Origin of the sequence: Bradyrhizobium sp. AZCC 1610 (assembly GCF_036924515.1) — a bacterium.
Taxonomy (GTDB): Bacteria; Pseudomonadota; Alphaproteobacteria; order Rhizobiales; family Xanthobacteraceae; genus Bradyrhizobium.
The window spans coordinates 2,631,403-2,657,066 of record NZ_JAZHRR010000001.1 but is presented as its reverse complement, the minus strand read 5'-3'; the positions used below and the strand labels follow the sequence as shown (position 1 = coordinate 2,657,066).

Annotated in this window: 26 protein-coding genes and 3 pseudogenes; 19 read left to right on the top strand and 10 right to left on the bottom strand. The window is 62.8% G+C overall.

Features of this window, described 5'->3' with window-relative positions; translation table 11 throughout:
- Positions 1-331 precede the first annotated feature (331 nt).
- From rpsF to rplI, 6 genes are all read left to right on the top strand, one after another.
- A complete protein-coding gene (gene rpsF, locus V1279_RS12685; protein ID WP_334436071.1) occupies positions 332-805 on the top strand; it encodes a 30S ribosomal protein S6 in 474 nt (157 codons plus the stop codon).
- A 5-nt stretch (positions 806-810) separates the two neighbouring features.
- Positions 811-1,050, top strand: coding sequence for a 30S ribosomal protein S18 (gene rpsR / locus V1279_RS12680; RefSeq protein ID WP_002711478.1), 240 nt, complete (start codon positions 811-813; stop codon positions 1,048-1,050).
- A 436-nt stretch (positions 1,051-1,486) separates the two neighbouring features.
- Entirely contained in the window at positions 1,487-2,476 is a 990-nt protein-coding gene (locus tag V1279_RS12675) for a TAXI family TRAP transporter solute-binding subunit (protein ID WP_334436069.1), read from the top strand.
- 10 nt (positions 2,477-2,486) lie between these two features.
- The gene (locus V1279_RS12670; RefSeq protein WP_334436067.1) at positions 2,487-4,373 is read left to right on the top strand and encodes a TRAP transporter permease; all 1,887 of its coding nucleotides are present in this window, start codon (positions 2,487-2,489) and stop codon (positions 4,371-4,373) included.
- A gap of 371 nt (positions 4,374-4,744) precedes the next feature.
- A complete protein-coding gene (locus V1279_RS12665) occupies positions 4,745-5,716 on the top strand; it encodes a hypothetical protein (RefSeq protein WP_334436065.1) in 972 nt (323 codons plus the stop codon).
- 53 nt (positions 5,717-5,769) lie between these two features.
- Positions 5,770-6,369 (top strand): 50S ribosomal protein L9, encoded by a 600-nt coding sequence (gene rplI / locus V1279_RS12660; protein WP_334436062.1) that lies wholly within the window; start codon positions 5,770-5,772, stop codon positions 6,367-6,369.
- A gap of 41 nt (positions 6,370-6,410) precedes the next feature.
- On the opposite strand, the gene V1279_RS12655 is transcribed toward rplI, so the two are convergent.
- The 3 genes from V1279_RS12655 to V1279_RS12645 all read right to left on the bottom strand — a co-directional run bounded on the left by V1279_RS12655 (position 6,411) and on the right by V1279_RS12645 (position 8,611).
- A complete protein-coding gene (locus V1279_RS12655) occupies positions 6,411-6,875 on the bottom strand; it encodes a PaaI family thioesterase (RefSeq protein WP_334436060.1) in 465 nt (154 codons plus the stop codon).
- Positions 6,872-7,477, bottom strand: coding sequence for a TetR/AcrR family transcriptional regulator (locus V1279_RS12650; protein WP_334436057.1), 606 nt, complete (start codon positions 7,475-7,477; stop codon positions 6,872-6,874). Before V1279_RS12650 ends, V1279_RS12655 begins: the two co-directional genes overlap by 4 nt.
- Before the next feature lie 99 nt (positions 7,478-7,576).
- The gene (locus V1279_RS12645; RefSeq protein ID WP_334436054.1) at positions 7,577-8,611 is read right to left on the bottom strand and encodes a hypothetical protein; all 1,035 of its coding nucleotides are present in this window, start codon (positions 8,609-8,611) and stop codon (positions 7,577-7,579) included.
- A gap of 260 nt (positions 8,612-8,871) precedes the next feature.
- On the opposite strand from V1279_RS12645, the gene V1279_RS12640 reads away from it, so the two are divergent.
- On the top strand, positions 8,872-10,122 hold the full coding sequence (locus V1279_RS12640; protein WP_334436051.1) for a class I SAM-dependent methyltransferase: 1,251 nt from the start codon (positions 8,872-8,874) through the stop codon (positions 10,120-10,122).
- Between the two features lie 21 nt (positions 10,123-10,143).
- On the opposite strand, the gene V1279_RS12635 is transcribed toward V1279_RS12640, so the two are convergent.
- Positions 10,144-10,344: a transcriptional regulator gene (locus tag V1279_RS12635; RefSeq protein ID WP_334436048.1), complete on the bottom strand. Its 201-nt coding sequence runs from the start codon at positions 10,342-10,344 to the stop codon at positions 10,144-10,146.
- 102 nt (positions 10,345-10,446) lie between these two features.
- Here V1279_RS12635 and V1279_RS12630 point away from each other — a divergent pair, with 102 nt between their 5' ends.
- The 3 genes from V1279_RS12630 (at position 10,447) to alr (ending at position 13,734) form a co-directional block, all read left to right on the top strand.
- Positions 10,447-10,611, top strand: coding sequence for a hypothetical protein (locus V1279_RS12630; protein ID WP_334436046.1), 165 nt, complete (start codon positions 10,447-10,449; stop codon positions 10,609-10,611).
- A 341-nt stretch (positions 10,612-10,952) separates the two neighbouring features.
- On the top strand, positions 10,953-12,452 hold the full coding sequence (locus V1279_RS12625) for a replicative DNA helicase (RefSeq protein ID WP_334436043.1): 1,500 nt from the start codon (positions 10,953-10,955) through the stop codon (positions 12,450-12,452).
- A 46-nt stretch (positions 12,453-12,498) separates the two neighbouring features.
- Positions 12,499-13,734, top strand: a complete 1,236-nt coding sequence (gene alr / locus V1279_RS12620) for an alanine racemase (protein WP_334436040.1) — start codon at positions 12,499-12,501, stop codon at positions 13,732-13,734.
- Between the two features lie 49 nt (positions 13,735-13,783).
- Here the strand turns inward: alr and V1279_RS12615 are convergent, their stop codons facing one another.
- Complete coding sequence (locus tag V1279_RS12615) at positions 13,784-14,005, bottom strand: cysteine rich repeat-containing protein (RefSeq protein ID WP_334436038.1); 222 nt, start codon at positions 14,003-14,005, stop codon at positions 13,784-13,786.
- A gap of 46 nt (positions 14,006-14,051) precedes the next feature.
- Between V1279_RS12615 and V1279_RS12610 the strand changes: the two genes are divergently transcribed.
- Together V1279_RS12610 and V1279_RS12605 are read left to right on the top strand one after the other, a co-directional pair.
- Positions 14,052-14,822, top strand: coding sequence for an exodeoxyribonuclease III (locus V1279_RS12610; RefSeq protein ID WP_334436037.1), 771 nt, complete (start codon positions 14,052-14,054; stop codon positions 14,820-14,822).
- 117 nt (positions 14,823-14,939) lie between these two features.
- Positions 14,940-15,911 (top strand): tripartite tricarboxylate transporter substrate-binding protein, encoded by a 972-nt coding sequence (locus V1279_RS12605; RefSeq protein WP_334436035.1) that lies wholly within the window; start codon positions 14,940-14,942, stop codon positions 15,909-15,911.
- A 16-nt stretch (positions 15,912-15,927) separates the two neighbouring features.
- Here the strand turns inward: V1279_RS12605 and V1279_RS12600 are convergent, their stop codons facing one another.
- On the bottom strand, positions 15,928-16,377 hold the full coding sequence (locus tag V1279_RS12600) for a cupin domain-containing protein (RefSeq protein WP_334436033.1): 450 nt from the start codon (positions 16,375-16,377) through the stop codon (positions 15,928-15,930).
- Positions 16,378-16,541: 164 nt separating this feature from the next.
- Between V1279_RS12600 and V1279_RS12595 the strand changes: the two are divergent.
- Positions 16,542-16,658: pseudogene (locus V1279_RS12595) on the top strand (adenylate/guanylate cyclase domain-containing protein); the annotation flags it as partial.
- A gap of 224 nt (positions 16,659-16,882) precedes the next feature.
- Here the strand turns inward: V1279_RS12595 and V1279_RS12590 are convergent.
- Positions 16,883-17,440 carry an AAA family ATPase gene (locus V1279_RS12590; RefSeq protein WP_334436031.1) on the bottom strand — a complete coding sequence of 186 codons (558 nt, stop codon included), beginning with the start codon at positions 17,438-17,440 and terminating at the stop codon, positions 16,883-16,885.
- A 251-nt stretch (positions 17,441-17,691) separates the two neighbouring features.
- A complete protein-coding gene (locus V1279_RS12585; protein ID WP_334436028.1) occupies positions 17,692-18,771 on the bottom strand; it encodes an IS630 family transposase in 1,080 nt (359 codons plus the stop codon).
- Between V1279_RS12585 and V1279_RS12580 the strand changes: the two are divergent.
- Positions 18,713-19,466, top strand: a pseudogene (locus tag V1279_RS12580) (adenylate/guanylate cyclase domain-containing protein). The gene V1279_RS12585 and the pseudogene V1279_RS12580 overlap by 59 nt on opposite strands.
- Before the next feature lie 24 nt (positions 19,467-19,490).
- On the opposite strand, the pseudogene V1279_RS12575 reads toward V1279_RS12580, so the two are convergent.
- A pseudogene (locus tag V1279_RS12575) lies at positions 19,491-19,601 on the bottom strand (GFA family protein); the annotation flags it as partial.
- Positions 19,602-19,610: 9 nt separating this feature from the next.
- The gene (locus V1279_RS12570) at positions 19,611-20,219 is read right to left on the bottom strand and encodes a hypothetical protein (protein WP_334436026.1); all 609 of its coding nucleotides are present in this window, start codon (positions 20,217-20,219) and stop codon (positions 19,611-19,613) included.
- Positions 20,220-20,305: 86 nt separating this feature from the next.
- On the opposite strand from V1279_RS12570, the gene V1279_RS12565 reads away from it, so the two are divergent.
- The 5 genes from V1279_RS12565 (at position 20,306) to V1279_RS12545 (ending at position 25,656) form a co-directional block, all read left to right on the top strand.
- Complete coding sequence (locus V1279_RS12565) at positions 20,306-21,028, top strand: sulfite exporter TauE/SafE family protein (RefSeq protein ID WP_334446348.1); 723 nt, start codon at positions 20,306-20,308, stop codon at positions 21,026-21,028.
- Positions 21,029-21,085: 57 nt separating this feature from the next.
- Entirely contained in the window at positions 21,086-21,751 is a 666-nt protein-coding gene (locus tag V1279_RS12560; RefSeq protein WP_334436024.1) for an HAD family hydrolase, read from the top strand.
- 97 nt (positions 21,752-21,848) lie between these two features.
- Positions 21,849-23,252, top strand: a complete 1,404-nt coding sequence (locus V1279_RS12555) for an adenylate/guanylate cyclase domain-containing protein (protein ID WP_334436021.1) — start codon at positions 21,849-21,851, stop codon at positions 23,250-23,252.
- Between the two features lie 155 nt (positions 23,253-23,407).
- Positions 23,408-23,542 (top strand): hypothetical protein, encoded by a 135-nt coding sequence (locus V1279_RS12550; RefSeq protein WP_334436019.1) that lies wholly within the window; start codon positions 23,408-23,410, stop codon positions 23,540-23,542.
- A gap of 710 nt (positions 23,543-24,252) precedes the next feature.
- Positions 24,253-25,656: an efflux RND transporter periplasmic adaptor subunit gene (locus tag V1279_RS12545; RefSeq protein WP_334436017.1), complete on the top strand. Its 1,404-nt coding sequence runs from the start codon at positions 24,253-24,255 to the stop codon at positions 25,654-25,656.
- The last annotated feature ends 8 nt before the right edge of the window (positions 25,657-25,664 follow it).

Genomic DNA, 25,664 nt, shown 5'->3' with positions numbered 1-25,664 from the left:
ATTATTTGTATGTTATACAAACAAGTATGTCAAGCCAGCCCCGGCGACCCCCCGGGGCCTTCTGCCGGCGAGGCAAGGAACCCTTTCAAGCCCCCGCAAGAAGCCTTGCCAGCGCGCTGAAAATCCTTATAAACCGCGCCATCCGTGGATCCCGGCCGGGAGCTGAACGGACGGTCCCAGCAATCTCACCTTTTTTTGGCGATGTTGATGTGGCAGGGCCAGTCGGCCCGTCGTCCCGTGCTTCCGCCTTCTGAGCTTATCTCCGAGTCCTTTCCGAAGGCCTCGAAGGGCTTGCCGCCGGGAACCGCGCCAACACTAGGAAAGGACATCCATGCCTCTTTATGAGCATGTTTTTCTCGCGCGCCAGGATGCGAGCACCCAGCAGGTCGAAGAGCTGACCACCCAGATGACGGGCATCGTCGAAGGGCTCGGCGGCAAGATCACCAAGACCGAGAATTGGGGCGTGCGTTCGCTCACCTACCGCATGAGCAAGAATCGCAAAGCGCACTTCGTGCTGATGAATATCGATGCGCCCTCCGCTGCGGTCACCGAGATCGAGCGGCAGGAGCGGATCTCTGAAGACGTCATCCGTTACCTCACCGTCCGCGTCGAAGAGCACGAGGAAGGTCCCTCGGCCATGATGCGCAAGGCCGATCGCGACCGCGAGCGCGACGATCGTGGTGGCGGCTTCCGCGGCGACCGCGAAGGCGGCTTCCGTGGCGATCGTGAAGGCGGTGGCTTCCGCGGCGACCGCGGCCCGCGCCGTCCGCGCGAAGACGCTGTTGAAGCGACGGGAGAGGAGTAAGAATCATGGCTGAAGCTGGTGCACGCCGTCCGTTTTTCCGTCGCCGCAAGACCTGCCCGTTCACGGGTCCGAATGCGCCGAAGATCGACTACAAGGATTCCAAGCTGCTGATGCGTTACGTCTCCGAGCGCGGCAAGATCGTGCCGAGCCGCATCACGGCCGTGTCCGCCAAGAAGCAGCGTGAGCTCGCGCGCGCCATCAAGCGCTCGCGTTTCCTCGGCCTGCTGCCCTACGTCATTCGCTAAGACCTCTTCGACCGGCGGCGTTCGCGCCGCCGGTCGGCATTCGTCATAAGATTTCCGGGTCGTCCGGCCGCCGATAGTTGAGGTCCAGGACCTCTAGCCGCTCGTTGGACCCGCAAGTTCTTCCCCATACTTTTTGCAATGCATCCGATGTTGCCGGTTCGCATCGTGTACCGGGCTTTCCCGTACGTCTTTAGTACGTAACCGGTGCGCCCGATCCTGAAAATCCCCGCACCCAATTGCCTACCCGTCGAGCCCCCGCACATGAAGGGAGCACGCGTCGTTGACAATCGCTGCAGCGGGCACGTACGCTGCTCGGCAGCAGGACGGATGACAAATTTCCGCATGCTACGGGTGTCGAAGTTGTCGCCGAATACGTGCGGACACGAGCCCCAATGAGCTGCGCCAACGAGCGCAAACGCCAGAGGGAGTGCAAACGATGTCCGTCCACATCCGTGGTCTACGGCAAGTCGTACGCGTGACCGCTATTGCAGCGCTGTCCTTCGCCGCAGCAGGCGCCGTCCAGGCCCAACAGAAAACCGACGTCATCTTTAGCGCCGGCCCGACCGGCGGCAGTTGGACGCCTATGGCAGCCGCAGCGTCCCAGGTCGTCAACAAGAAGTTTCCCGACCTGAACGTGCAGGTCGAGCCGGGCGCGGCCCTCGTCAACATGGAGAAGATCCGCAACGACAAGGCCGATATCGGCTGGTCGATGACGACCGTCATGTCCGATGCGCAGAAGGGCGAAGGTCAGTTCGCCGGCAAGCAGACCGACAAGGGCCTGTTTGTCGCCAACTTCTATCCCAACGTCTGGCAGCTCGTGGTGCCCGCCAACAGCGATATCAAGAGCGTCAAGGACCTGAAGGGTCAGCCGGTGGCGCTGCCATCGCGCGGCAACACCAGCCTGGCGGCCGGCTGGGAGTATCTGCTCAAGGTCAACGGCATGACGCTGAACGACCTCGGCGCAAAGAGTTACGGGCCGGTGTCGTCCAATGCGGAAGCCGTGAAGAACCGGCAGGCGGTGGCGGTCGGATGGTTCACGGTGGTGCCGGCGTCCTTCATCATGGACATGGGCTCGGCGATGCAGGTGCGGATCCTCGGGGTCACCGACGAGGAGATCGCCGCGCTACAGAAGCTCAATCCGGGCTTCGTGCCCTACACCCTGAAGGCCGGAATCTACAAGGATCAGGGCGTGACCGAGGCCGTTCAGACCTTCCAGTCGCCCACCGTGCTGATCGCCTCCTCCAAGACGCCTGCCGACGTGATCTACAAGATCACCAAAGCCATCGTCGAAGAACGGGAGGAGTTCGGCAACGTCACCAGCGTCATGAAGGGCGTGACGGCGGCGGAGATGGCAGAGAATTTCGGCATGCCCATTCATCCGGGCGCGGAGAAATACTACCGCGAAGCAGGATTGCTCAAGAAGTAAGGAGCGCCCCGTGCGCAAGCTCGCAGGCTATGCGGGGTTGGTGGTCGGCGTGGTGGCGGTCGCGATGTCCGTCTACCACGTCTACGCCCGGCTGACAGTCTACGCGCCCGATCAGCAGGCCCTGCTCTATATCACGCTCGCCTTCAGCCTGGTGCTGTCGTTCCTGTTGTGGCCGCGTCGCAAGGACGCGACCTCCGATCGCGTGCCGTGGGAAGATCTGGCGCTGGCGGGTCTGTCGCTGGCGTGCATCGGCTACATGTTTGCGAATTACGACTACATCGTAAACCGGTTTCCCACCGCCGACGCACTGACCCGAATGGACATGGTGGTGGGCATCACCGCCACCCTGCTGGTGCTGGAGGCGACGCGGCGCACGATCGGCGCGGCGCTGCCGATCGTGGCGATTGTCTTCCTGATCTACGGGTTCGCCGGCCCCTGGCTGTACGGCTGGCTTTATCATAAAGGCCTCACGCTCGAGATCGCGGTCGATCAGACCTATTTCACCACCGAGGGCATTTTCGGGGTGCCAATGACGGTGGCCGCGACCTACGTCATCCTGTTCATCGTCTTCGGCACGTTCCTGGAGAAGTCCGGCGCGGGCCAGTTCTTCATGAACTTCGCCAACGCGATCGCCGGCGGCGCGCGCGGCGGCCCCGGCAAGGTGGCGGTGGTTTCCTCGAGCCTGTTCGGCACCATCTCCGGCTCCGCGGTCGCCAACGTCATGGTCGACGGCTGGCTGACGATTCCGATGATGAAGAAGACCGGCTTCAAGCCCGAGGCGGCAGCCGCGATCGAGGCGGTGGCGTCCACCGGCGGGCAGATCATGCCGCCGATCATGGGAGCGGCAGCCTTCGTGATGGCCGAATTCCAGGGCGTCAGCTACACGCAGGTGATGATCGCCGCGGCGATCCCCGCGTTCTTCTATTACGGAGCGCTGTTCGCCGCGATCCACTTCAACGCCGTGCGCTCGGGGCTCAAGGGCCTGCCGCGCGAGGAGCTGCCGATCCTCGGCCACATCATGCTGCGCCAGGGCCACCTGTTCCTGCCGGTCATCGTGCTGCTGGCGCTGCTGCTGTACGGCTTCACGCCGACCTATGGCGCGATCATCGCCACGATCGCGCTGGTCGGCATCTCTTGGCTGCGGCCTTCGACCGGGCTTGGCTGGCGCGCGTGCCTCGAAGGTCTGCGCGACGGCGCGGTGCAGACCGTGCCGGTGGCGATGGCGTGCGCGTCCGCCGGCATCGTGATCGGCATCGTGCTGCAAACCGGGCTGGCGCTGCGGTTCACCGCGTTTCTCATCGACTTCACCTATGGCTCGCTGTTGCCTGCCCTGCTCATCACCATGGTCGCCGGCGTCATTCTCGGCATGGGCATGCCGACCACGCCCGCCTACATCATGCAGGCAGCGCTGCTGGTGCCCGCGATCATGAAGCTCGGGGTGGAGCCGATGGCAGCGCACATGTTCGCGTTCTACTTCTCATGTCTGTCGGCGGTGACGCCGCCGGTGGCACTCGCCGTGTATGCGGCCGCATCGATCGGCGGGGCCGGCCTGTGGGGCTCGGGCGTGCAGGCGATGAAGTTCGCCGCCGCCGGCTTCATCGTGCCGTTCTTCTTCGTCTACAACCCCGCGCTGCTGTTCCAGGGGCCTTGGCCCGAGATCCTGCGTGCGGTGGTGACGGGCGGGATCGGCGTGGTCGCACTGGCGGCCAGCCTCGAATGCTACTTCCTGCGCCGGACAACGTGGTTCGAGCGGATCCTGTTCTTTGCCGCCGCCATGCTGCTCATCGACCCCAATGCCGTCACCGATGTCATCGGCCTCGGCCTGCTTGCCCTCGTGCTGCTGCTGCAGAAGTTGTGGACTCCGCAATCCACCATCGCGCGGGAAGCCAGCACGTGACCCGCGCGCAATCCATAGCGTTGACGCTTATCGCAGGTGCGCTCATCGTTGGCACCGTGCTCTACGGTGTTCTGCGCATATATGCTGCCTGAGACGCGGCTAAGTCTCGCAGGAATGGGGGTCCCCTTTGTACCCCTGCCCGGTCGTCGGCTAAACGCCGGGAACCTTGCTGAATTCGTTTCCGCTGACACTCTTGATCGGTTGGGGCTACTGCTCTAAAAGGCGCAGCAAGTCGTCACGGCCCCCCGGTGGGGCCGTGAACGTTTGAGGGGTATCCTGGCACGGACGCCCCCTCTAGATCTCTAACTAGTTGGTAAGGCGGCATAATTTGCTGACCTCTATCTAACCGCTCGAAAGGAGCGGGACAGCTGATGATCGCGATTGTCCTCATTGGTCTTGCAGCCGGCTGCGCGTCGGCGCTGATGTTCGCCTCGATCATCTCGGGCGCGCTGATCTCATTGCTGCTGTTTTATCTGGCGCCGTTGCCCCTGATGGTGGCGGCACTGGGTTGGGGACCGCTCGCGGCGACGATCGGCGGCATTGTGGCGGCGTCAGGCCTGGGCGCGATCTTCGGCCTGCCCTACTGCATCGCCTTTGCCATCACCGTTGCTGTGCCCGCCTGGTGGCTCGGCCATCTCGCGCTGCTGGGACGGCCGCTACCTGGCGCAGCCTCCGGCAATGGCTCGACGCCGGCTACGCCGCAGCTCGAATGGTATCCGGTCGGCCGCGTCCTGCTCTGGATCGCAGGTTTTGCCGCATTGGCCACGATTTCGGCCATGCTGACGCTTGGCTCTGATGCAGAGACCATCACCAACTCGCTGCGCGCCGGCCTGTCGCGAATTCTGGGGGCGCGCGATGCGGCGTCGTCAGGCGATATCGAACGCTGGGTCGCAGCGCTTGCCATCGTCGCACCAGCGGCCGCAACGATCGTCGCCATGATGACGTTGACTCTCAACCTCTGGCTCGCCGCCAAGATCACGGCGACATCCGGCCGGCTGCAGCGGCCCTGGCCTGATCTGAAGAGCGCGGAATTGCCCCCGATGACGCTGGTGGCGCTCTGTGTCGCGCTGGCCCTCTGCTTTATCGGCGGGCTCGTCGCAATGTTCGCGCAGATCGCGACCACCGCGCTGATGATGGCCTATGGCCTCACCGGCTTTGCCGTGCTGCACACGCTGACGCTGGCATTCAAGAGCCGCGTCTTCTGGCTCTGCTGCACCTACGCGATCGTTGTCACATTCGGCTGGCCTGTGCTGGCAATGATCGCGCTCGGACTGGCAGATGCCATATTCGGCCTTCGCCAACGCTATCTGCGCGGCAAGCCTCCACCTCTGCCTGCATCCTGAAACTCCAACCATTCACTTCAACCGCATATCGAACACTCAAAAGGAGAATTAAAATGGAAGTCATCCTGCTGGAACGCGTCGTCAAGCTCGGTCAGATGGGCGAAGTCGTCCGCGTCAAGGACGGGTTTGCCCGCAACTTTCTGCTCAAGCGCGGCAAGGCGCTGCGCGCCACCGCCGACAATCGCGCCAAGTTCGACGGCATGAAGGCCGAGCTCGAGGCCAACAACCTCAAGGCCAAGGGCGAGGCGACCAAGGTCGCGGAGAAGATCGAAGGGCGCAACGTGATCTTGCTGCGCCAGGCGTCGGAAACCGGCCAGTTGTTCGGATCGGTGAGCATACGCGACATCATCGCCTCGTTCGAGGCCGATGGCGTCACCATCAACCGCAGCCAGGTCCTGCTGGATGCACCGATCAAAACCATCGGCAAGCACCAGGTCGCAATTGCCGTGCATCCGGAAGTCGAAGTCAACGTCAGCGTCACCGTGGCGCGTAGCGCCGATGAAGCCGAGCGCATCAACCGCGGCGAGGACATCTCGACCCGTCAGGAAGACCAGGACGCTGCCGCCGAGGCGCTCGCCGCAGCCGGCGAGTTCTTCGATCCGGAAGCCCAGCACGACGAAGAGGCGCCGGCGCCGGCTGCGACCGAGAAGTAACGCGTCTTATCGCGCTGTGATGAGTTTCAAGCTCGGCCCCTTTAGGCCGGGCTTGGGATTCTGGCTGCCGCTTTCTCGTCGAGCATGGCAATCGACGCCAACGCGGTCGCAGTGTGCTGCTCGACACCATCGGTCACGCAGAACACGTCGGCCGCAACCACGGCGACCTGACGTCCGGGCTTGATCACGCGCGCCTGGCAGATCAGGCGCTCGCCTACAGCCGGCGACAACAGGTTCAATTTGTATTCCGCCGTCAGCGCCGATTGCCCCCGCGATGTCGCGGCCGCAATCGTGGTGGCATTGTCGACCAGGAAGGCGGTGACGCCGCCGTGGAACAGGCCGTGCTGCTGCAACAGTTCCGGCCGGCGGTCGACCGCAAGCGTGCATGTGCCGCGCGTCAGCTCTGACAATTCCGCACCGATATAGGTCATGAAGCCCTGGCGGCCGACATTGTCGCGGATGCGGGTCGCGATCGGCGCGAAGTCGGGGTCGGCATTCGCACTCATACTTTTTCTCCCGGTTTGTGGATCGCATCGGGCGCGACCACCGCGCGGATGGCACAGGCAATCAGGATGTCGGCCTGCTCTCTTGGATCGGCGCGGTCGCGGCCCGACAGCCATGCGCGGCAAAAAATCTGCGCCGGTCCGATGATCTGGCTGAAGAACAGTGACGAAGTCATCGGCAGCAATTCGCCGCGCTCAACCAGCGGCGCGCGCCATCGCTCGACGGCTTCCGCAAGGCGCGAATTCTGTGCGCGCTGCGCGCCGCGGATCTCCTCGGTCCATTCGCTGCGGGAAATCTCGAACAAATACCGCGCCTCGCGCCGGGAGTTGACGACCCATTCGAGATGCGCGCGGATCAGCCGCGCCACGCCTTGCCGCGCCCCGCAGGATTCATCGAGCACCGACACGACGGCAGCGTGATAACGGGCGAGAATTTCCAGGAACAGCGTGCCGGCCAGTTCCTTCTTTGATCCGAAGAAATGGAAGAAGCTGCCATTCGACGCCCGCGCGCGGGTTCTGATGGCGGCCACGGTGGCGCCCTCGAAACCGTCGCGGTCGAATACCGCCAATCCCGCCGCCAGCAGATCCTCGCGTGCCGTAGTCATTCGTGTCTGTCTTTCGACATATGGATTCTTACTCTAGAGCATCACTCTAGATTTGGTCAAGCGACAGCACGTCGACCGGCATTCCGAAATCTGAAAATCCTAGCGCGAGATGGGCGGCACGGGCGGGCCAGCCGGTGTTACCGGCGGCGATGCGGGCGCCGTCGCCGTTACCGGTGGAGGCGCCGCTGTGGAAGAATCTGCGGCCGGCTCGGGCGCGGTCGCCGCGGAAGCAGGCGGTGCCGGCGTGACCGGCGGCACCGGATCTGGCCTGAGCGGCGTCGGCTCGCTACCGCTACCGGCGTTCTCCTTGGGAGCATCGACTTTGGCGGTCTCGGATCCGTCCTCGCCTGCCGGCTTTTCCGACTCGCCCACGGGCTTCGCTGGCTCGCCGGCCGGCTTGTCGCTCTCGCCCTTGATCTCGTCGGTCTTGATCGCGTCGGTCTTGGCAGGATCGGTCGCGGCAGTTTCAGCCTTGGCGGCATCCCGCGACGCATCTTCGCTTGCGGCATCGCCAGGGGCCGCCTGTTCAGCTTTCGGCGGTTCTTCGGCGGCGGGCTTGCCCCGTCTACCCTGCTTCTGTCTGACGCCCGATTTGCTGTCGGTCGCGGCCTGCACCGGGGTCTGTCCATCTGCAGGCTTGGCGGCCTCGGGCGCAGCTTGCGGACGTGCCAACCGCTTCGCGTCTCGGCCTGGCCGCGCGCCCTCGCCTTGCGGTGGTGCTCCGTCGGCGTCCGGCCGGGAAGCCTCCTGCGCAGGTGCGGCCGGTGGCTGCCGGCGACCGAGCCGGTCGGGCTGATCCGGCCTTCCGTCCTGCTTGGCGTCCTTCTTCTGCTTCGCCTGATCCTTGCCCTGATACCGGGGGTCGGCCGCCCCGCTGGATATCAGGAAGGAAGAGAGCTGCGAGGCCATGTCGGTGCCCGTCGTATAGTGCTGGCGCAGAAAGCCCGGCAACGACGAAGCCGACGTGTTCTTCAACAGGCCACGCGGACTCTTGTGGCAGGCGCTGCAGGTGTTCGAGAATATCTGGGAGGGGCTCTTGCCGGCGTCGAGATTTTCCACCGCCCGCGCCACACCTGCTGTGAGGCAGCCGATCAGGAGCGTCACCGTCGCTAAACTGAGCGCTCGGCTCAACATTCCCTGCTTCTCCAGACGTGGAATCGCTACCGGCATCGCAAGACGTGGCCGGCGGCGGGGTCACCTTTTAGCCGATTATGACGCGAATGGAAGCACGCTTATTGCGCATCTGCGTGATCGCCACATTCGGGAATATCCGCTTTGACTCCAACACAGTAGCGCCACGGCATCATCGTCCTTATGATTTTTTTGATCCATCCTTGGAACCAGCGGTTCCCTGATGCGTCGGTGTAACGAGCGTTCGCTCCATTGGTGCTTCGATGGATCGGTTGTTGCGTTATTTTTTGGGTCAGTTCATTCGCCGCGGCGCAATGACATTTAAAACTGCGAGCGGAACCCGGTTTACCTGCGGTGACGGAACCGGCCGCCCGGTGTCGGCGCGGTTTCTGACCGAACGGACCCAGCGCCGGATCCTGCTCAATCCCGAACTGGCGCTCGGCGAAGCCTACATGGACGGCACATTCGTGGTCGAGGATGGCTCGATCACGGACGCGCTGGAGATCCTGCTCGGCCAGCCCGAAATGCTCCCACGCTGGGCCAAGCTGCAATGGTGGCTGCGCTATTTCAGCCGGCACGCCAGGCAATTCAATTGGCGCGGCCGGGCGAGAAACAACGTCGCCCATCACTATGACCTCGACGGGCGGCTCTATTCCCTCTTCCTCGACGCCGACAAGCAATATAGCTGCGCCTATTTCGAAACGCCGGACACGACCCTCGACGATGCCCAGCTCGCCAAGAAACGCCACCTTGCCGCCAAGCTCCTGATCGGGCGCGGCAACCGCGTGCTCGACATCGGCTCGGGCTGGGGCGGCCTTGGCCTCTATCTCGCCGAAATGACCGGCGCCGATGTCACCGGCATCACGCTGTCGTCGGAGCAATTGCTGTCCTCGAATGCCCGCGCCGCCGAAAAGAACCTGACGGGGTCGGCAAGATTCCTGCCGAGCGATTACCGCGATATTGCCGGCCCGTTCGACCGCATCGTTTCGGTCGGCATGTTCGAACACGTCGGCATCGACTTCTATGAAACCTATTTCCGGCGCTGCGCCGAACTTCTCAGCGACGACGGCGTCATGGTGCTGCACTCGATCGGCCGCTCTACCGGGCCCGACGTGACGAGCCCATGGATCACGAAATACATCTTCCCGGGCGGCTATATCCCCGCCCTTTCCGAGGTCGTTCCCGCGATCGAGAAGGCGGGCCTTCTGGTCTGCGACATCGAAATCCTGCGGCTGCATTATGCGGAAACGCTGAAGGCCTGGCGCGACCGCTTCCTGGCGCGGCGCGAAGAGGCGGTGCGCCTCTATGACGAGCGTTTTGCCCGCATGTGGGAATTTTATCTGGCGGCGTCGGAAATGTCGTTCCGGAAGCAAAACCTGATGAATTTCCAGATCCAGCTCACCAAGCGCCAGGGGATCGTGCCGATGACGCGGGATTACATTACCCGGGAAGAAGCCAGGCTGCGCGGGATGGAACCCGGGAGGCAGCCGCGGCTGCAGTTGGCGGGCGAATAGTCCGCCCCGATCGCGGTGGCCTCAGTTCCGCAGGCTGTACGCCGAGGCATAGGGCGTCAACGCCGGACGGGCGAGTTGGGCTCGCAACGCTGCGAGCAGCTGATCATCACAGGGTATGGCACGCAGTTCCGGGCGCGAAATCTCTTCCATCGTGTCGATCAGCATCGACAGCCACAAGCGCTGGCCGCTTGCCGATCGCCATCCCGGGATTTGCTGACCCATCGCCTGTCCTTCTCGTCCGTTACAACAGGCAACTCGAAAATCGCCGGCCCGTTCCCGATTCCGTAACCAATCCATTCTGCGGCGAAGAAAATCACACCCGATGTGATCTACTTCACAAAAGCCCTCGGCGGCCCGTCGTACATTTCCGCCATGAGCCGGCAGACCTACCCAGCCCCGTTCGATTCCGACATCAGGATCGACTACGCTTTGATCGTAGCCGGCGTGGGCGCTGCCTTGTTCGCGTTCATCTACCTGATCCTGGTTTGATCAACGCTTAAGACGCGGATCGAAAACGTCTCCCCGCGTTCGGATGTGTCTGTCCAAGTCGCGGTAAGGTTCAGACTCTCCTAAGATTTTACCTAAGACTTTCCTTGCCTTGGCATTTTTGGCGAAGGCGCTCCCCGCGTCACCCGGTTCTGGCCGCAACCCCGTCAAGGGAAGACGTCTGCCCGTCGGGATGATTCACACCTTACATGTGTGAATCGTGCATAAGGCAGCTTCACACTTTCGCCAGGCCCGCGAGTGGCGCTTTATCGCCCCCCACTCGGGAATCGCGACCTCCCCGCGGAATCCCAACAACGCCAAGAATCTGAAGCATAATCCGACCCATGGCTTTGACTGATTCGAACGTCCTCAAACTCGCTCCCGACGCGGGAACTCCGGTCTACCGGAGCGCACCGCACAATATCGAGGCGGAGCAGAGCCTGTTGGGCGCCATCCTGGTCAACAACGACGCGTTCTACCGGGTTTCCGACTTTCTGGAGCCGAAGCACTTCTTCGAGCCGATCCACCAGACCATTTTCGAGACCGCCGGCAGCCTGATTCGAATGGGCAAGGTCGCGACTCCAGTGACGTTGAAAACCTTCCTGCCCGCCGATACCGATATCGGCGGCATGACGGTTGGCCAATACCTCGCGCGTCTCGCGGCCGAGGCCACCACGATCATCAACGCGCAGGACTACGGCCGCACGGTCTACGATATGTCGCTGCGCCGCGACCTGATCCGAATCGGCGAGGACATGGTCAATGTCGCCTTCGATGCGCCGGTGGACTTTACGCCGCGCACGCAGATCGAGGATGCCGAGCGCCAGCTTTACGAGCTTGCCGAGTCCGGCCGTTACGACGGCGGCTTCCAGCGTTTCTCGCAGGCGCTGACCACTGCAGTCGACATGGCGGCCAAGGCCTTCCAGCGCGACGGCAACCTGTCGGGCATTGCCACGGGCTTGCGCGATCTCGACACCAAGATGGGCGGGCTGCAGGCGTCCGACTTGATCATCGTCGCCGGCCGCCCCGGCATGGGCAAGACGGCGCTCGCCACCAACATCGCCTACAACATCGCCAAGGCGCATCGCGCCGAGGTGCAGGCCGACGGCACGATGAAATCCGTCAATGGCGGCATCGTCGGCTTCTTCTCCTGCGAAATGTCCGCCGAGCAGCTCGCCACACGTATTCTTGCCGAACAGACCAGCATCGCCTCCAGCATGATCCGCCGCGGCGGCATCAGCGAGGCCGATTTCGAGAAGATCCGGGACTATTCGATCGAGCTGCAGTCGCTGCCGCTCTACGTCGACGAAACCGGCGGCCTGTCGATCTCGCAGCTCACCGCGCGCGCCCGCCGGCTGAAGCGGCAAAAGGGCCTCGACATGATCGTGATCGACTACATCCAGCTGCTGCAGGGATCGGGCAAGCGTTCCGACAACCGCGTGCAGGAAGTAACCGAGATCACCACCAACCTCAAGGCGCTGGCAAAAGAACTTAACGTTCCGATCATCGCCCTGTCGCAGCTCTCGCGTCAGGTTGAAAATCGCGACGACAAGCGGCCGCAACTGGCCGACCTGCGTGAATCCGGCTCGATCGAACAGGACGCCGACGTCGTGATCTTCGTGTATCGCGAGGAATATTACCTCGCCAACAAGGAGCCGCGGATCGGCACGCCCGAATACGAAAAATGGCAGCTCGACATGTCGCTGGTGCACGGCAAGGCCGAAATCATCATCGGCAAGCAGCGCCACGGCCCCACCGGGACCGTGGAAGTACAGTTCGAAGGCCAGTTCACGCGCTTCAGCGATCTCGCACAGGATGGCCACTTGCCCGACCGCGGCTATTGAGGCGAACTGCGGTTGAACCGCCGCGTTCCGCCGCGTAAAATGGGGCATGAACATCGCCCCCGATCCCAAATCCATCCCGCACGGTACCCCGCTCTCGCCCGAAGCTAACCGGGCTGCCGCGCTTGCGAGCGCGACCGGCGTGCTCACGGTCGACCTCGACGCCATCGTCGCCAACTGGCGCAAGCTCGAGAAGACGGCGGTGCCGGCCGAATGCGCCGGTGTCGTGAAGGCGGACGCTTATGGCTGCGGCGCCGAGCAGGTCGCGCGCGCCCTTTCTGGCGCCGGCTGCAAGACGTTTTTCGTCGCCACCCTCGATGAGGCCCGCGTGGTTCGCGCCGCGGCGCCCGCGGCCGCAATCTACGTGCTCGACGGCTTCTTCCAGAATACCGGCGAGGCCTACGCCAGGATCGACTGCAAGCCCGTGATCGGCGACCTCAACGAACTCGCCGAATGGGATGTGTTCTGCCGCCGCTCCGGTTGGTCGGGCGGCGCGGCCATTCACATCGATACCGGCATGAACCGGCTCGGACTGACTGTCACCGAGGCGCAGGGCATCATCCCGCGGATCAACGCCGGCGATCACGGCATTACGCTCGTGATGAGCCACCTCGCCTCCGCCGAACTGCTCAACAATCCCGCCAACGCCAGGCAGCTCACGGCTTTCCGCGAGATCGCGAGCGTGTTCTCCAGCGTACCGGCGTCGCTGGCGAATTCGTCCGGCGTTTTTCTGGGCGCCCAATTCCAGTTCGACCTGGTGCGGCCGGGCTGTGCGCTTTACGGCATCAATCCGACGCCGGAAGCCGACAATCCGATGCAGCCGGTCGTCGAACTGAAGGCACGCATCGTGCAGATCCGCAACGTCGAGCGCGGCGATACCGTCGGCTATGGCGGCACCTGGACGGCGCGGCGTCCGACCCGATTAGCGATCGTTTCCGCGGGCTATGCCGACGGCTATTTCCGCGCCGCCAGCGCCAATGACGGCACCCGCGGCGCCGAGGTGGTGGTCGCCGGCAAGCGCTGCCCGATCGCGGGGCGGATTTCGATGGACCTGACGGCCGTCGACGTCACCGATCTCGACAAGAATGCCGTGCGGCGCGGCCATATGGTGACGCTGATCGGCGAAGGCATTACGGTCGACGAACTCGCCCACCATTTCGGCACCATCGGCTACGAGGTGTTGACCAGTCTTGGCAAACGCTACGTGCGAATCTACAAGGGCGGCAATGCCGTTGTAGAGCCCTCCGCTCCGCCTCCAGCGGAGCCGGCTGCCGCTTCCACCTAGTTCTTCGTTCCCAGGGTTGCTTCGCGGCGCCTCATGTCGAGGTTGTGTCTTACTGTGTCTTCCGGTTAGCCAACACTTTCTTGCAGGTGTCACTGAGTTGGTGCTGCTGCTTGTTCAGACATGCGACGACACGGCCGCCGCCGGGCGGCGTGCCGGCGCAATATTTGTCATAGTCCGCCTTGCAGGCGCCGCGCCCGTCGGCGGTCTGAGCAACCGCGGATCCGGAGCATCCAATGGCGAGCACGAGAACGGCGAAGCGTAGTTTCGACATGAAGTCTCCGGATGTCAGCGAGCGCAGTGATGCCGGCTAGCTCTACATGAAGATCGCGACCTTCAACATTAATAATGTCAACCGCCGCCTGCCGAACCTGTTGCGCTGGCTGCGCGCGGCTAAACCCGACGTCGTCTGTCTGCAGGAACTGAAATCGACCGATGCCGAGTTCCCGATTGTAGCTATCGAGAAAGCCGGCTACGGCGCGGTGTGGCGCGGACAAAGAACCTGGAATGGCGTTGCCATTCTGGCGCGCAACGCCGAGCCGGTATTGACCCGGACCGCGCTGCCCGGCGATCGCGATGATGACGAGGCGCGCTATATCGAGGCCGCCGTCAACGGCGTCATCCTCACCAGCCTCTATCTGCCGAACGGCAACCCGCAGCCCGGACCGAAATTCGATTACAAGCTCGACTGGTTCAAACGGCTGCGGTCGCATGCCGGCAAACTGCTCAAGCAGGATATCCCGGTGGTGCTGGCCGGCGACTACAATGTCGCGCCGACGTCGTCAGATATCTATCCGACAAAGTCCTGGGACAAGGACGCGTTGATCCAGCCGAAGAGCCGCGATGCGTTCAAGGCGCTGGTGGACCAGGGGTGGACGGATGCGATCCGGACGCTGCATCCGTCGAAACCGATGTTCACGTTCTGGGATTACAAGCGCAACCGCTGGCCGCGCGACGCCGGGCTGCGGCTCGATCATCTGTTGCTCAGCCCGGCTATCGCGCCGCGCCTGATCAAGGCCGGCGTCGATCGCGAGATACGCGGCGAGGAAGGCGCCAGCGACCATGCGCCGGCGTGGATCGTGCTGAAGTAGGCAGGATTATTGCGGCGTGATGCCCGCCGCCTGGCAGGCAGTTTCTTTCGCACTACGAACCAGAGATTGTTATGCTTCGCGCAAGCCTCAAAGCAGGCAATGACGGGAGGAACGCGCGTGAGAATCTTGAAGACGGTCGCGATGGCAGCAGCACTTCTTTGTGCGCTCGTGAATTCTGCTGCAGCCGCGGATGACGACTACCCTTCCCGTCCAATCACGCTGACGCATGGATTTGGCGCCGGCGGCAACGCCGATGCGATCGCGCGTATCGTAGCCGATGGCCTTTCCCGGCGGCTTGGCAAACCCGTCATCGTGGAAGCCCGCCCGGGCGCCGGCGGCAACATCGCATCCGACCGCGCCGCAAAGGCCGCGCCGGACGGCTACACACTGATCATGCTGACGGGCGGCCACGCGGTCTCGGCCGCCATGTACAAGGCGCTGCCGTTTGACCCGGTCGAGGATTTCCAGATGATTTCGACGGTGGTGTTCTTTCCCTTCGTCGTCGCCGTCAAATCGAGCCACCGGTTTCAGACGCTTGCAGATTTGATTGCGGAAGCGAAAGCCAAACCAGACACGCTGACCTATAGCTCGGTCGGCGTCGGATCGACGCAACATCTGGTTGGCGAATTGCTGTCGGCGATGGCCGGCATCAGGATGATCCACGTGCCCTACAAGGGCGGCGGCGGCCCCATCAACGACCTGCTCGGCGGCCAGATCGATATTCTGATCGACACGCTGACCATCACCGCCCCGCAACTTACGGCCGGCACGATACGAGGCCTCGGCGCGACCAGCCAAGCCCCATGGTTTTCGATTCCCGACGTCCCGCCGATCGCCGCAACCGTCTCGGGTTACGAGGTTCGATCCTGGCTCGGCATCGCGACCAGCAAGAAGGTTCCTCAACCCGTCATCGACAAACTCAATCGCGAATTGCGTGCAGTTCTCGAAATGCGCGACACCAAAAGCAAGCTGCAGGTCATGGGAAACGAGGTCCGCAGCGGTTCTCCCGACGACATGCGCAGCATGATCGTCTCCGAGATTTCCCGCTGGAAGCGAGTGATCGACACTGCGGGAATTCCAAGGCAATGACCGGAAGACGGTGAAGTCAGCTCTTGCGGGTGTGCCCCCAGGCCGCGTCCCAATCCTCGCCGGCGGCGTCGATGACGCGGCCGTCGGCCTCGAAGAACTTGTTCGGCACCTGGAAGATCGCGAGCATCAGTCCGCCTTCCGGACACCAAGCGACATGGCGGCTGCCCTCCTCGCGCCAGATGAATTCGCCGGCCTTGCATTCGATGCCCTGCGCCGGGCCTTCTTTGTCGACGAGCGAACCTTCCAGCACGTAGGTCTGCTCGATATTGACATGCTCGTGGTCAGGCAGCACCGCGCCCGGCGCGAACCGCATCAGCGCGGTCATCAGGCCGGTCTTGCGGTCGAACAGCAGCGTCTTGGCCTCGCAGCCGGGGAAACGGGTCTTCTGCCATTCCATGCTGTCGGGGCGGACCAGATGAGAATGCGTGTCTGCGGTCTGCGTGCTCTTTGGCGTCACGGCGTCCATGGCGATCCTCCGTTCTGCTTGTTTTGAGGCGATCCTAACAGCTTTGCCTTGGGCCGCCAGCCTGCAGGTGTGCGCTGCAGTGGTCCTGCCTTGCTCGCACCCGCGGCGGGTTATAGAATCGTCATCCCTGCCACTCTCGTGGATCACGGTTGAAAATGGCAGCTCTGCAACGTTCGCTTATCTGCAAAAGGTGCTGGGAGCAGATGCATGTGCCGGTGCTGCTTCGCGGCGTGGCCTCGGCGCCGTTTCGCGCATTCGGCATTCGGCCTAGCCGAATGAATCGGACGCTTGGTACCCGCCCGAGACCGTCCTCACAGTTCGAGGAAGAGCGGCGCGGCCCTGCCGTTTGCAGACGTTCGGAAGGTCGCGGGAGGGTGGCGAGCCGAAGTTTGACACGAACGCCCGGAACATCCGCTTTGTCGACATTTGCGACGTTGGCCCAACCGACACCTACGACCCTTTGCGGACCTTAGACGCGGCGTCGGCTCGGTGGTGATGACTGCATCTAAGCCTGTTCCTGACTGGCATTCAGCCAGCCAATCTTCTGAAGAATGAGCCCTGCAAGTTCCGCCGGCCCTTTGCCGTCCGTCGGTAGAACGACCATGCCTTCGGCGTCTTCGCTCGCCATGCGCCTTGCTTGCCGAAGCGAGCGCTGCACCTGCTCGTCCGCACCGGAACCTATCTCGCGCTGCGCAAGACGAGCCAATAGTGTGGGCTCACTAGCCAACATGCGAACCGCCGTGATCCGTGCCTCGGGTATGGCAGCAAGTATCCACCGCTTATCGAAATCCAAGTGCATCATGACTCCCGACATGATCAGACGTGTGTGCCCCAAGGTCCTGTATGTTGACCAGATCGCAGCCAAGTTGATGCTGCTGACGTCAGTTGTGCCGGGCTGAATTCTATCGAGCTCTTCAACACTGGGACGCGGAAATACCCTGTCGAGCTCATCGGTCTCGATAACCGCGTGAGTAACTTGAGCCGCGGCGAGTTGCGCGCTCACTTCCCAACTCAGCGTGGATTTGCCTATGCCGGCTGGCCCGGTAATCAGCAACAGTTGCATGCTATCGTCATCTTCCAATTCGGTGCCGAGACGGCTCGGTGCACTAGCCGGATTTGCAAGTCCAGCACTTTCTGAAGGTCCGCTTCCCAACCCTGCGGTTGCCCAGACAGATGGGATGGACGACTGCTTCGTGCTCAATCGAGCCGTTCGTCATGCTTGTCGTAGACGGCCGCAACGGGTCGAAATTCCCCGTTGGCTGCTTTCCGGAGAGTGGACATTCGGCGCGGACCGCCGCACTGCGATGGCCAACATTAGCGGATTGACTCCAGCACCTGGTGCCCGCGTGCGGCGGCGGCGATGATTTTGTCGGGATCGGCGGTCCAGACGAAGGGCTTTGACCGCTGGTTGTGGTCGACGACGAAGCAGTTGATGGCGGCCTGTAGATCGACGATGCCCTTGAAGACGCCGCGCTTGAGACGACGCCTGGTGAGGATGGCGAAGAAGCCCTCGACGGCGTTGAGCCAGCTGGCGGAGGTGGGCGTGAAGTGGAACGTCCAGCGGGGATGACGGCCGAGCCAGTCGATCACCTTGGGGTGCTTGTGGGTGGCGTAATTGTCGAGGATAGCGTGAACCGTCTTGCCAGCCGGGACCTCGCGCTCGACGGCGTTGAGGAAGCGGATGAACTCCTGATGCCGGTGGCGCTGCATGCAGCGGCCGATGACATTACCCTCCAGGATGTTGAAGGCGGCGAACAAGGTGGTCGTGCCGTGGCGCTTGTAGTCGTGGGTCATGGTCCCGGCGCGACCCTTCTTCATGGGTAGGCCCGGCTGGGTGCGATCTAGGGCCTGAATCTGCGACTTCTCATCGATGCTGAGCACCACGGCATGGGCGGGAGGATCGACATAAAGACCGACGATGTCGCGGACCTTGGCGGCGAACTTCGGATCGTTGGAAAGCTTGAAGGCGCGGATGCGGTGCGGCGCCAGGCCATGAGCCTTCCAGATGCGCTGAACCGAGGTCAGGCCAACGCCCGCCACCTTGGCCATCAGCCGCCCGGTCCAGTGCGTCCTCTCGCCGGGAGGATCGCAGAGCGTCAGGGCCACGACCCGCTCGGCCACATCCAGCGGCAGGCGGGGCGTATCGGGCGGCCGGGTCTTGTCGCGCAGCAAGCCCTCGACGCCTTCGTCCATGAACCGCGCCTGCCAGCGCCAGACAGCGGTCTTGCTGACCCCCGCCGTCCGCATGATCTCCACTGTGCCCACGCCATCGGCCGTGGCCAGCACGATCCGGGCGCGCCAAACATGTTTCTGAAGGCTGTTGCGGTCGTCAACGATCGACCGCAGTCGCTTACGATCTGTTGGGCTCAGATGGACGACAACGCCAGTACGCATCCCGCAGACTCGCACGACGCCGCACTGCGCGGAATTCCAATCCGGACTCTTTTGTCCCGATCAATCCACTAGCCGAATGAATCCCAACACCTGCACCATCTGCGAACTGATGTTCACGAAGGTGATGCGGGCCCGCAAGATCATCATCGACGCGACCATCATGTTCGCCGATCTGCGGGGCTATACCAGCCTGTCCCAATCACAGTCGCCGGATGCCGTCTCAGGCCTGCTCGACGCATTCTATGACGAATGTGCGAGCGCAATCTGGGAGCATGACGGGCTCCTCAACAAGGCGATCGGCGACGCCGTCATGGCGGTCTTCAACTTTCCCCTGCGGCGGGAGCAGCATGCCAGAAACGCCGTGCTTGCAGCGCGCGACATTCAGAAGAACTGGCGCGACCGCCGGGAAGCTCTGGTTGCCGCGCACGGCCTCACCGCAAGCGAACTGGGAATCGGCATCGGCATCCATTCCGGCGAACAAAGTTTTGGCGAGTTCGGGCGATCGCACCGGGACCTGACGGCGATCGGCACCGTCGTCAACACCGCCTCCCGGGGCCCAGTCGGTCGCCGGAGCCGACCAGATCCTCGTGACGAAGGCCGTGTTTGACCGCGCCCAACCGGATTTGAAGGACAGCCAGTCAAAAGCATTCCAGCTCAAGGGGTTCGATACCCCGATCGAGCTTTGCGCCGCATAGCCCTGTTGGCTGGCTGCCATATCATCACAAATTCTTGCCGTCGATGACGGTGACCGGCACGGCATCGAGGTTGAAATCATCAAACAGCCGCGAATTGACGCCGACCTTCGGATTGTCGAAGTCCGGCTGCGCCGAAAATCGGCGTCAGCTCTCCCGTGGGGCGCGCCAGACTTGCTGCAGGTCTGTCCAGCGCTCGGGAAGTCCCTCGCTCAACTTGGCGGTGCCGTCGCAAGCCGGCAGGTGAACCGTTAGGGTGGCCCAATCCTTCGTGTCGCGCGGCGTAAGGTTGCGCAACATAATTACGTCACGCGTGCGTTTGATCTCTTTGAACTGATACAGGTGGGCGACGACACCAGGCGAGTACTCATGCCAGACGTCACCCTCCTTTTTGAAATCGGTCTGCGTACCGCGATAGACGTCGGAGCTGCGGCAACTCGGAAGATTGAGCGTCTTGAGAATCAACGGAACGGCAGTGCCTGCCTGGCTGACCATTGCGAACACAGCGGTCGCCGTGGTCACCCCGCCGAAAAGCATGGCAAACAGGCTAGGCTTAAACCCGCTCAGATACGTCGCAAAGAAGGTGGCGCGTGCTTTCTCCATGATTGCGGTCTCCCCTTTTCCGGCGACCAGTACTGGCGAAATTGCACTGCCGATCGCTTTAACCAGCCAAGATCCCGTTCCACGACACCAACCTTGCAGAAAACGAGCAGCGTGAATGTGACCCAGCTCACAACCAACGGTGACATTTGCCAAGCCAACCCTCATGTTCCGGTCTTGCGATTGCCGATACCCTCGCATTACGATTCCCGGCCCCGCCGGTCCCGGAGCTGTATTCCTTGTTGGGTTTCCTCTTCGTCCTCATTGTCGGCCTGCTCGCCGGCACCATCTCAGGCATTGTCGGCACGGGTTCGTCGATCATGCTGATGCCGGTGCTGGTCTATCAATACGGGCCGAAGGAGGCGGTGCCGATCATGGCGGTCGCGGCCGTGATGGCGAACTTCTCGCGCATTCTCGCGTGGTGGCGCGAGGTCGACTGGCGCGCCTGCCTTGCTTATTCGGCCACCGGCATTCCGGCTGCTGCGCTTGGCGCGCGGACGCTGCTCGCGCTGCCCTCGCACGCCGTCGATATCGCGATCGGCCTGTTTCTCATCGCGATGGTGCCGGTGCGGCACTGGCTGGCCTGCCACCAGCTAAAAGCACGCATCTGGCACCTTGCGGTCGGCGGCGCCATCATCGGCTATCTCACCGGCATCGTGGTTTCGACCGGTCCGCTCAGCGTGCCGCTGTTTCTGTTTTACGGGTTGACCAGGGGCGCCTTCCTCGCCACCGAAGCCGCAAGCTCGCTCGGGCTTTATCTGAGCAAGTCGGTCACTTTCGAACGCTTCGGCGCGCTGACGCCTGATATCGCGCTGAAAGGCCTGATTGCGGGCTCCTCCCTCATGTTCGGCGCCTTCATCGCCAAACGCTTTGTGCTGCGGCTCAAGCCTGACGTCTTTCGACTGTTGATGGATGGCATCATGCTAGTCGCTGGTCTCACCCTGTTGTGGACGGCATTTTCATAAGAATGCGGCTCTCCACCTGAATGCGCGAACGTTGATCTTTTTGCAGGAATTGAAATAGTGGGCGCACTGATTTTTGACTTCGACGGCGTCATCGCCGACAGCGAAGCGATTGCCAATACTGTTCTGGCGGAAACTGTCACCAAGCTCGGTCATTCAACAACGCTTGACGAGGCGCTCACCCGCTATTCCGGACGGAGATGGGACGAAGCCGTGGCGGAGATCGAAGCGGCGATCGGACGGCCGCTGCCTTCCGATTTTTCCGGCCAGCTCAAGCTTGCGACGCTGGACCGGTTCCGAACAGATTTGAAGGAAGTGAGCGGGGCGACAGATTTCATCAGGCGTTTTGGCCACGTCCCCCGGTGCATTGCCTCCTCCAGTTCGATTGATCGCCTGCAGCTGTGCCTTTCGCTGTTGGCCTTGGAAGCGGAATTCGGCAGTCACGTCTTTAGCGCGGATATGGTCGCGCGAGGAAAGCCGCACCCGGACATTTTTCTGTTCGCCGCAAGCAAATTGGGCGTGCGCCCGAATCAGTGTCTTGTGATTGAAGACAGCGCAGGTGGGATCAGGGCGGCCGTTGCCGCCGGGATGACCGTCGTCGGCCTGTGCGCAGCCAGCCACATTCGCGAAGGCCATGATCTCAAGCTGCGCGATGCTGGAGCCGTGCATCTGGCGCATTCCTGGTCAGACGTCGAACGCTTCGCCCTTCGCTTTTTCAATGGCTAGGGGCGCACGCCCTCCGGTGGTATCATGTCAGCGCGAACGGCATCGGGTGCCGTGGCATAGTGCATCATCCGATACATTTAGTTTGGGGACGAGTGTCTTGAGCGCATTGGCGGAAGCGGCTGATATCACAAATCTCCGGAGCGAAACGGCCGGGCGAGCCGACGCCCGGCAGGACACCCTGAAATTCGCCGAAGCCGCCCTTGCCGACAGCAAGCGTGATGGACTGCTGCTCGCCGTCCGGGCCCGCTGGGTCGCGCTGGCAGTCACTGCCGTTACCCTGCCGATCATCAACCCGAACTGGGACGTGATCTATTACGTCCTGATGCTGGGCTTCTTTGCGCTGATCGGATGGGCCCAACTCAAGGTCGGCAAGGTGGGCCGTTCGCGTCCCGAACTTTTCCTGATATTTTGCGACCTCGCGCTGCTGACCTTCCTCAGCGTCGTACCCAATCCATGGAGCAGCGTTCACTGGCCGATCGGAATGCAATTCCGGTTCGACAGCTTCATCTACTTCTTCATCTTCCTTGCCACCGCCACCCTCGCCTATTCGTGGCGAACGGTGATCGCGATTGGCTTCTGGACCTCGGCCCTGTGGGCCATCGCGGTCGGTTGGTCGTACCTGCAGCCGGAAAGCCATGCCGCGCTGTCGGAGCGCGTCAGGGAAGCAGTCGGCGCTGATATTCGCATGTTCGAGATCATCGATCCCTCGTCGATCGGCTTCGGCGCGCGCTTCCAGCAGGTCACCGTGTTCATCATCGTCGCCGCGATCCTGGCGCTGATGGTGCGCCGTTCGAATGCGCTTCTGATCAGCCACGCCGGGATCGAACGCGAACGCGCCAACCTGGCGCGTTATTTCTCACCCAACGTCGTCAATGAATTGTCCGGCAATGACGAGCCGCTCACGCGGGTTCGCACACAGGACGTCGCGGTGTTGTTTGCCGATATCGTGGGATTCACTGCTTACGCCGATAGACGAGACCCGAAGGAGGTCATCGATACACTGCGACAATTCCACGAACGAATGGAAAGAGAGGTGTTTCAGCACGGCGGAACGCTCGACAAGTACCTCGGCGATGGCCTTATGGCGACGTTCGGCACGCCGTTCGCCGGCGATTCCGATGCGTTGAATGCCTTGCGTTGCGCCAGGGCTATGATCGGCTCCATCGCCGAGTTGAACAGAGAACGAAGCAATCGCACCGAACCGCCGATCCAGGTCAGTGTCGGATTGCACTATGGTCAGGTCGTGCTCGGGGATATCGGCCTCAACCGGCTCGAATTCGCTGTGATCGGCACCACCGTGAATGCGGCGAGCCGGCTCGAGGCGCTTACCCGCGAATTCGGATGCGCCATCGTGGTCAGCGACGCGCTGGTGCGGCAGGCCCGGGCGGAATCGAGCCATTCAAGCGCCGACTTCGCGTTGCTCGTCGAGCAGCCGGCACAGATCATTCGCGGTCTCGAGCAACCGGTCGGCATCTGGACATGTGCCAACGTCGCTTGCTGATGGTCCTGAAGCGCGCGACGGGTGCATCCTCACGAATGTGCGAGGCCTGCATCCGAACCGTACCCTGAATTCGTACCGGCAGACAGGAGCGACAATCACGCCGCTCCGATGACAGCAACCTAACGTCGCTCGCATGAGCGAAACAGGAGAGCATCATGCCGGACAAGTTCCGCACTGCACTCGCCATGGCCGTCCTGGCTCTGGCGACCGTGTCCGCCGTCGATAGCGCGTCGGCGGGCATACTTAACTGGAGCTGGTTCGCAGTGCCTCTGTACGGCATACCGTACTGAGTGCTTGCAGCGAGACGCAGAGGCCGCCCGCCGCCGGGCGGCCTCTGCAGGTGTCGCCAGACGCGACCATCGCGAAGCTTGCGGCCGGACGAAGCCGTCGCGACGCCGTTCCAAAAATAGCAGCAATAGCGCGCGTGGTTACCGCGGCGAGGCGATCTTGCGTAGACCATGTAGATCATGATGCGATTACATGGAATCGCATCATGATCTCATCGCATTGTTCGAGCGTGATCTCCGAGCAAACGCTTCGCGTTTGTTAGCTAAGGGAAAACCGGTTTCCACTTTGCGCTAACGCGGCCCTCCGGGTCCGGATCATGCTCTACCTGCAACCAGCTCACAAATGCGCGAGGCCTGCATCCGAACCGTACCCTGAATTCGTACCGGCAGACAGGAGCGACAATCACGCCGCTCCGATGACAGCAACCTAACGTCGCTCACGTGAGCGAAAACAGGAGAGCATCATGCCGGATAAGTTCCGCATCGCACTCGCCGTGGCCGTCCTGGCTCTGGCGACCGTGTCCGCCGTCGATAGCGCGTCGGCGCACTGGTTTAGCTGGAGGGCAGTGCCTCTGTATTACGTACCGCTCTGATTGCTTGCAGCAAGACGCAGAGGCCGTCCGCCGCCGGTCGGCCTCTGCCGCCGTTGCCAATCGCGACCTATCACGCGTCACGCGGCACTCAACTGGAGAAATGGAGGGGGATCGTCACAGATGCGCCGCCTGCTGATCACCCTGCTTGCCATCGCCGCTGCCACCGCGGGCACTTTCCATTTCTTTCCGCACTGGAGCGGTGCGCCGGCCCAGCCGTCCTACCGACTCGCCAAGGCAAACGAAGGCGAAATCGTTGCCACGGTAAGCGCGAGCGGCACCATCAATCCAACCACGACAGTTATCGTCGGCTCGCAGCTCTCGGGCCAGGTCGTCGAACTCCTTGCCGACTACAATTCCAATGTGAAGGCGGGGCAAGTGGTGGCGCGGCTCAATTCAGACCAGATCCTCGCCAAGCTCGATGCGGCGCGCGCCGATCTCGAGCAGGCCCGCGCCAAGAAGCTGGTGCAGAAAGCGCAGATCGAGCGCGTGCGCGCGGACACGGAAAAGGCCCGAGCTGCCGAGGCAGAGATCGAAGCGCAGATCGCTCGCAACGGGGCGCTGCTCGCCGACGCCGAGCGCACTTACCAGCGTCAGAGCGAGCTGCGTGCGCGCGGCGTCACCGCTGAGGCGATGCTCGATGCGGCCCGGACGACACGCGATGCCCAGCGTGCGAGCCTCGACTCGGTGAAAGCGCAGCTCAAATCCGCCAAGGCGCAGCTCGTTGGCCTCCAAGCCGATCAGCGCGTGGCAGAGGCGCAGCTTGCAGCCGCGGCCGCGCAGGTCGCCGCGCGCGAGGCCACGGTCAGACAGATCGAGGTCGATCTCCGGAACACGGAGATCCGCTCGCCGGTTTCCGGCGTCGTGGTTCAGCGTCAGGTCGAGCTTGGTCAGACCGTCGCGGCCGCGCTGCAGTCGCCGACCTTGTTCCTGGTAGCGGACGATCTTCGCCAAATGGAGATATCCGCCAATATAGACGAGGCCGACGTCGGCCGTATCAAGCCGGGCCAGCGCGCGACATTCACGGTAGGCGCCTTTCCCGGGCGAACCTTCGAGGGAACCGTCAAGCAGGTGCGGTTGGGGTCGCAGACCATACAGAACGTGGTGATCTACACGGCAATCGTCTCGATCGAGAATCCGCGTCTCGAGCTGCTGCCGGGAATGACCGCCACGCTGCGGATCGAAACCGACCGGCGCGACGGGGCCGTGCAGGTCCCGAGTGCCGCCTTGCGCTGGCGTCCCCCGACGACCAGCGACGTTTCCGGCGCACAGGTTTCGCAGTCTCAAGGAAGCAATCTGTCCGGCGAGCCGAATGCCGCCCTCGTCGAACGCAATCGGGCCACGCAGCCTGGGCGGGTCTTCGTGGTCGGGCCGGACGGCAAGCCGCAAGGGGTCACGGTCCGCATCGGCGCAACCGAAGGAGCATCAACCGAGATCGTATCGGGCCTCGAGCCCGGCCGCGAGGTGATCATCGGCGGCGGACCGCGCACCGCCGAGGCGAAGACCACGCCACCCGGCAGCTTGTAGAGAGGACA

Excerpts from the sequence above, each read along its gene's own strand:
- rpsR (WP_002711478.1), top strand. The coding sequence starts at position 811 with ATGGCTGAAGCTGGTGCACGCCGTCCGTTTTTCCGTCGCCGCAAGACC.
- V1279_RS12635 (WP_334436048.1), bottom strand. The coding sequence starts at position 10,344 with ATGGGTCAGCAAATCCCGGGATGGCGATCGGCAAGCGGCCAGCGCTTG.
- V1279_RS12585 (WP_334436028.1), bottom strand. The coding sequence starts at position 18,771 with ATGCGTACTGGCGTTGTCGTCCATCTGAGCCCAACAGATCGTAAGCGA.
- alr (WP_334436040.1), top strand. The coding sequence starts at position 12,499 with ATGAACATCGCCCCCGATCCCAAATCCATCCCGCACGGTACCCCGCTC.
- V1279_RS12600 (WP_334436033.1), bottom strand. The coding sequence starts at position 16,377 with ATGGACGCCGTGACGCCAAAGAGCACGCAGACCGCAGACACGCATTCT.
- V1279_RS12645 (WP_334436054.1), bottom strand. The coding sequence starts at position 8,611 with ATGTTGAGCCGAGCGCTCAGTTTAGCGACGGTGACGCTCCTGATCGGC.
- V1279_RS12675 (WP_334436069.1), top strand. The coding sequence starts at position 1,487 with ATGTCCGTCCACATCCGTGGTCTACGGCAAGTCGTACGCGTGACCGCT.
- rplI (WP_334436062.1), top strand. The coding sequence starts at position 5,770 with ATGGAAGTCATCCTGCTGGAACGCGTCGTCAAGCTCGGTCAGATGGGC.
- V1279_RS12650 (WP_334436057.1), bottom strand. The coding sequence starts at position 7,477 with ATGACTACGGCACGCGAGGATCTGCTGGCGGCGGGATTGGCGGTATTC.
- rpsF (WP_334436071.1), top strand. The coding sequence starts at position 332 with ATGCCTCTTTATGAGCATGTTTTTCTCGCGCGCCAGGATGCGAGCACC.
- V1279_RS12550 (WP_334436019.1), top strand. The coding sequence starts at position 23,408 with ATGCCGGACAAGTTCCGCACTGCACTCGCCATGGCCGTCCTGGCTCTG.
- V1279_RS12545 (WP_334436017.1), top strand. The coding sequence starts at position 24,253 with ATGCGCCGCCTGCTGATCACCCTGCTTGCCATCGCCGCTGCCACCGCG.
- V1279_RS12625 (WP_334436043.1), top strand. The coding sequence starts at position 10,953 with ATGGCTTTGACTGATTCGAACGTCCTCAAACTCGCTCCCGACGCGGGA.
- V1279_RS12615 (WP_334436038.1), bottom strand. The coding sequence starts at position 14,005 with ATGTCGAAACTACGCTTCGCCGTTCTCGTGCTCGCCATTGGATGCTCC.
- V1279_RS12665 (WP_334436065.1), top strand. The coding sequence starts at position 4,745 with ATGATCGCGATTGTCCTCATTGGTCTTGCAGCCGGCTGCGCGTCGGCG.
- V1279_RS12610 (WP_334436037.1), top strand. The coding sequence starts at position 14,052 with ATGAAGATCGCGACCTTCAACATTAATAATGTCAACCGCCGCCTGCCG.
- V1279_RS12590 (WP_334436031.1), bottom strand. The coding sequence starts at position 17,440 with ATGCAACTGTTGCTGATTACCGGGCCAGCCGGCATAGGCAAATCCACG.
- V1279_RS12640 (WP_334436051.1), top strand. The coding sequence starts at position 8,872 with ATGGATCGGTTGTTGCGTTATTTTTTGGGTCAGTTCATTCGCCGCGGC.
- V1279_RS12655 (WP_334436060.1), bottom strand. The coding sequence starts at position 6,875 with ATGAGTGCGAATGCCGACCCCGACTTCGCGCCGATCGCGACCCGCATC.